Consider the following 4,713-nt stretch of genomic DNA (forward strand, 5'->3'; position numbering starts at 1 on the left):
CGCTGCTGGAGCACGCGCGGCGCACGCTCGCCGCCGCCGCCGACGGCGCGGTCGCGGTGCGCGCGGTCGCCGAGGGGTTGACGGGGAGCCTGCGCGTCGGCACGGTGGACTACGGCGACCACCCGCCGCGCATCGCGGCGGCGCTCGACGCGTTCCGCGCCGGCCACCCGCGCGTCGACGTCACGGTCGACCACACGCCGTGGACGCGGCAGCAGGCGGCCGTGCGCGACGCGGAGCTCGACGTCGGGCTCTGCCCGGCCACCGACGCCGAGCGGCTGCTCGACGGGCTGGAGGCGGAGGCGCTGCACGTGGAGTCGGTGAGCCACGCGGCGCTCGCCGCGGCGCACCCCCTCGCCGGCCGCGGCGAGATCGCGCTCGCCGACCTGCGCGACGTGCCGATCCTGCTCCCCGAGCGCGCGGTCTACCCGGCGATGTACGACGAGATCATCGACGAGCACCGCCGCGCGGGGGTGGAGCCGCGCGTCATCAGCTCGGCGCTCAGCCCGATGGCCACGATCTTCCAGCAGGTCGCGACGGGCGCGGGCTACGTGCTGCTGTTCGAGGGGATGGCGCGCGCGGCGCTCCCCGGCGTGCGCGCGGTGCGCGTGCGCGACTGCGGGATCGTGGTGCGCCTCTACGCGCTGCGGCGCGCGGCCGACCGGCGGCCGCTGGTGTCGGCGTTCGTGCAGCGGCTGCGCGACGCGTACGGCGAGGGCGCGGCGCCCGCCTGACGGCGCCCCGCGTCCGCGCCCCCCGCCCGGGCACGTCGCGTGCGTCGCGGCCCCGCGTGAAACCGTACGAGCGACTCGGCGAGGCGCGCACGCCCAACGGGACCGTGCTCGCGCTCTACCGCCACGACGGCGCGTACCTGATCCGCGCCGACGGCATCGAGCTGATGTCCACCCGCCGCCACCTGTCGGAGGACCGGCTGGCCGAGGTGGCGTGCGCCGGGCTGCGCGAGCGATCCGGCGCGCGGGTGCTGATCGGCGGCCTCGGGCTCGGCTTCACCCTCCGCGCCGCGATCGCGCAGCTGGGCGACGACGCGGAGGTCGTGGTGGCGGAGCTGGTGGAGGAGGTCATCGCGTGGAACGCCGACCCGCGCTGGGACATCTCCGCCGCCACGATGCGCGACCCGCGCGTGCGCGTGGTGCACGACGACGTCGTGAACGTCCTCGAGGCGAACGCGGGCGGCTTCGACGCGATCATGCTCGACACCGACAACGGGCCGGACGGGATGCTCATGTCGGAGAACGGCCGCCTCTACGCGGCGCAGGGCGTGGCGCGCACCGCCGCGGCGCTCCGCCCCGGCGGACGGATCGCCTACTGGTCGGTCGGCGACGACCCCCGGTTCGCGCACCTGCTCCGGGCGTCGCGACTCGCGGTCGAGACGCTGCGCGTGCGGGCGCACGACACGGCGGGCCCCATGCACACCCTCTACGTGGCGACGCCGCGCGAAGGGTGAGGCCCGCCGGCCGCGCGCGCGGCCCGTCCGGGCGCGCCGTCAGGCCGTCGCCCGGCGGCGCCGCGCCGCCGCGGCCAGCCCGAGCAGCCCGCTCCCGAGCAGCGCCACCGTGCTCGGCTCCGGCACCACCTGCCCCGGCGCCTGCCCGACCGCCGCGGCGCCGACCATCAGGTCGTCGGTCGTGAACTCGTCGCCGACGTTCGTGCGCAGCTCGACCCGGTCGAACCCGGCCAGCCCCGCGACGCCGAAGAACGTCGTCGCCCCGCCGGTGCCGAAGTCCCGGACGAAGGTGCCGACCACCGACGCGCCGTCGAAGAAGACCAGCCGCGCCTCGCCGAGCGGGAAGGGGCGCTCGCCGCAGCAGGTGCCGAGGCTGGCGAAGTCGGCGCCGAACGCGCCGAGGCGCTGCGAGAAGGTGATCGTGTAGGCCGGCACCTCGCCGCCGCCGGTGGCGAACAGCGAGCCGTTGATCATGGCGATCCCGGTGCCGGACACGGTGCCGGTGCCGAGGGCGCCGAACGGCACGGCGAGGGCGGCCGCGCCCAGGTCGTTGGCGACCGGCGTGGCGGCGGCGGCGGCGAACGCCGCGCGGGCGCCGGCGCCGAAGTAGGTGGTCTGCGCGGGCAGCGGGCGCGTGCCGGCCAGGCCGGCGGCGACGGTGAGGGCGACGGTCGCGGCGCGGAGGAGAGCGTGCATGGGACGCGGTCTCGGAGTGAGTTGGGCCTCAGGCGGCGCGGCGGATGCCGGCGCCGATCGGTGCGGGGACGCTCGGGCGCGGGCGTCAGCGCCGCGTCACGCCGGGCGTCAACCCGTTGGCCCACCGTCGGTTGACGCCGGGGCGGCGCCCCCGCCAACCCGCGGACGTCGCAGGGGTACAGAGGGCGTGTCCCGTCCCGATGCCGACCTCGTCGCCCTCGTCGAGCGCGAGCTGCTCCCCGCGCTGCGGCTCGAGAGCGTCGATCCGCGCGACCCGGTCGTCGCCCGTCACGTCCCGGCGCCGTGGCGCCTGCTCGGCGCCGGCAACTACGCGGCGGTGCTGGTCCATCCCTCGCACCCGGAGCGCGTGGTGAAGGTCTACGCGCCCGGACGACCGGGGATCGAGGCGGAGGCCGAGGTCTACGCGCGGCTCGGCCGCCACCCCGCCTACTCGGTGTGCGTCCACGTCGGGGCGGGGTATCTCGTGCTCGAGCGGCTGCACGGGGTGACGCTGTACGACGCCGTGCACCGCGGGCTCCCGATCCCCCCGCAGGTCGTCCGCGACATCGACGCGGCGCTCGACCACGCGAGAGCGCGCGGGCTGCACCCGCACGACGTGCACGGCCGGAACGTCATGATGCACGAGGGGCGCGGGCTGGTCGTCGACGTCTCCGACTTTCTGGAGCGCGAGGACTGCTCGAAGTGGCGCGACCTGCGGCGCGCGTACCACCGCGTCTACCGCCCGCTCCTGATGCCGCTGCGGCTGCGCGTGCCCTACGCGGTGCTCGACGCGGTGCGCGCCGGCTACCGCCTGTTCCGCCGCCTCCGCCCCGTCCGCGCCTGAGTCATCGACCGCGCTCTTGACGCCGCCGCGGGTGGCCCCGATACTGGCTCCAGACTCTCCATCTAGATTCTGGAGAAAGTGGTGCTCCCTCGGCTGGCGCTGGTGAAGGGGACGCTCGACGTGCTCGTGCTCCGGGCGCTCGCCCGACGCGCGATGCACGGCTTCGAGGTCGCGACCTGGCTGGAGGAGCGCTCCGACGGCGCCCTCGACCTCGACGACAGCGCGCTCTACCAGGCGCTCTACCGGCTGGAGCAGCGCGGGCTGATCGCCGCCGAGTGGGGGGTGACCCCCAACAACCGCCGGGCGCGCTACTACGGGCTGACCGACGCCGGCGCGGCCCACCTGCGCGAGGAGACGGCGACGTGGCTGCGCTACGCCGCCACGGTGACCGGGATCCTGACCGACCCCCAGCCCGCGGTCTGAGGCGCCCGCCCGTGCCGCGCCCCCGCCTCCCCGACGGCGTCCGCCGCGCGATGCGCCTCGACGTGCGCCGCGCCGACGCCGCGCCCGACGACGTCGCCGCCGAGCTGCGCTTCCACCTCGAGGAGCGCGTGGCGCAGCTCGTCGCGCGCGGCATGTCCCCGGAGGCCGCCGAGGCGGAGGCGCGCCGCCGCTTCGGCCCCTCGTTCGACGACGCCCTCCGGTCCCTCCAGCACGCCGGCCACCGCCGGGAGGAACGCCTCGCCATGCGCGACCGCCTCGACGCCCTCGCCCGCGACCTCCGCCACGGGGCCCGCGCGCTGCGCCGCGCGCCCGCCTTCACCCTCACCGCGCTGGCGACGCTGGCGCTCGGCCTGGGGGCGATCACGGTGCTGTTCACCGTCGTGCGCGGGGTGCTCCTGCGCCCGCTCCCGTACGACCGGCCGGAGCAGCTGGTGCAGCTGTGGAGCGTGACCGACCACGGCGACCGGATCTGGTTCTCCGACCCCGACTACGCCGACGTGGCGCGCGAGGCGCGCGTGCTGCGGGCGTCGGCGCAGTTCCAGTCGTCGGTGGTGAGCGTGAGCGGCGGCGCCGAGGCGGAGCGCGTGCTCGCGGCCCACGTGACGCGCGACTTCCCGGCGGTGATGGGGGTGCGCCCGGTGCGCGGGCGCTGGTTCGCGGCCGACGAGCTGGCGCCGGGCGCGTCGCGCAGCGTGGTGGTCAGCGAGGAGTACTGGCGGCGCGCGCTCGGCGCGACCGCGGAGCTCGGGCGGCGCACGATCGTGCTCGACGGCGAGCCGCACGCCGTGGTCGGCGTCCTCCCCGCGGGGTTCGCCTTCCCGGACGACGCGGAGCTGTGGCTGCCGCGCGAGCGCCGCGAGCCGAACACGAGCCGCACCGCGCACAACTGGAAGGTGGTGGCGCGCCTGCGCGACGGCGTGACGCCGGCGGCGGCGGCGCCCGAGCTGTCGGGGATCGCGCGCGCGATCCGCCGCGCGGCCGGCGACGACGCGAACCTCCGCGACGTGCGCGCGGTGCCGCTGCGGCGCGAGGTGGTCGCCGACGGCGGCGGGACGCTGCTGCTGCTGTTCGGGGGCGCCGCGGTGCTGGCGCTGGTGGCGGCGGGGAACGTGGCGACGCTCTTCCTCGCGCGCGCCGAGGCGCTGCGGCGCGAGCTGGGGGTGCGGGTGGCGCTCGGGGCGACGCGCGGGCGGCTGGTGCGCGGGTTCCTGGCCGAGGCGGCGCTGGTGGCGGCGGGCGGGTCGGCGACTCGATCGCGGTCGCGCAC

6 protein-coding genes are annotated in these 4,713 nt (G+C 77.3%); 5 read left to right on the forward strand and 1 reads right to left on the reverse strand.

The window, feature by feature from the left end; genetic code table 11:
- The coding region (locus PYV61_RS21085; RefSeq protein ID WP_275835345.1) for a LysR family substrate-binding domain-containing protein at positions 1-731 on the forward strand (731 nt) is incomplete at its 5' end.
- A 56-nt stretch (positions 732-787) separates the two neighbouring features.
- Positions 788-1,462, forward strand: a complete 675-nt coding sequence (locus PYV61_RS21090) for a hypothetical protein (protein ID WP_275835346.1) — start codon at positions 788-790, stop codon at positions 1,460-1,462.
- Between the two features lie 39 nt (positions 1,463-1,501).
- Here the strand turns inward: PYV61_RS21090 and PYV61_RS21095 are convergent, their stop codons facing one another.
- The gene (locus PYV61_RS21095) at positions 1,502-2,158 is read right to left on the reverse strand and encodes a PEP-CTERM sorting domain-containing protein (RefSeq protein ID WP_275835348.1); all 657 of its coding nucleotides are present in this window, start codon (positions 2,156-2,158) and stop codon (positions 1,502-1,504) included.
- A gap of 187 nt (positions 2,159-2,345) precedes the next feature.
- On the opposite strand from PYV61_RS21095, the gene PYV61_RS21100 reads away from it, so the two are divergent.
- The 3 genes from PYV61_RS21100 to PYV61_RS21110 form a co-directional block, all read left to right on the forward strand.
- On the forward strand, positions 2,346-3,002 hold the full coding sequence (locus PYV61_RS21100) for a hypothetical protein (RefSeq protein WP_275835350.1): 657 nt from the start codon (positions 2,346-2,348) through the stop codon (positions 3,000-3,002).
- 81 nt (positions 3,003-3,083) lie between these two features.
- On the forward strand, positions 3,084-3,425 hold the full coding sequence (locus PYV61_RS21105; RefSeq protein WP_275835352.1) for a PadR family transcriptional regulator: 342 nt from the start codon (positions 3,084-3,086) through the stop codon (positions 3,423-3,425).
- Positions 3,426-3,436: 11 nt separating this feature from the next.
- Positions 3,437-4,713: ABC transporter permease (locus PYV61_RS21110; RefSeq protein ID WP_275835354.1), on the forward strand; the 1,277-nt coding region annotated here is incomplete at its 3' end.

The organism is Roseisolibacter sp. H3M3-2 (assembly GCF_029211165.1).
Classification (GTDB): Bacteria; Gemmatimonadota; Gemmatimonadetes; order Gemmatimonadales; family Gemmatimonadaceae; genus Roseisolibacter.

Coding starts and splice junctions, on each gene's coding strand:
- PYV61_RS21095 (WP_275835348.1), bottom strand. CDS start 2,158: ATGCACGCTCTCCTCCGCGCCGCGACCGTCGCCCTCACCGTCGCCGCC.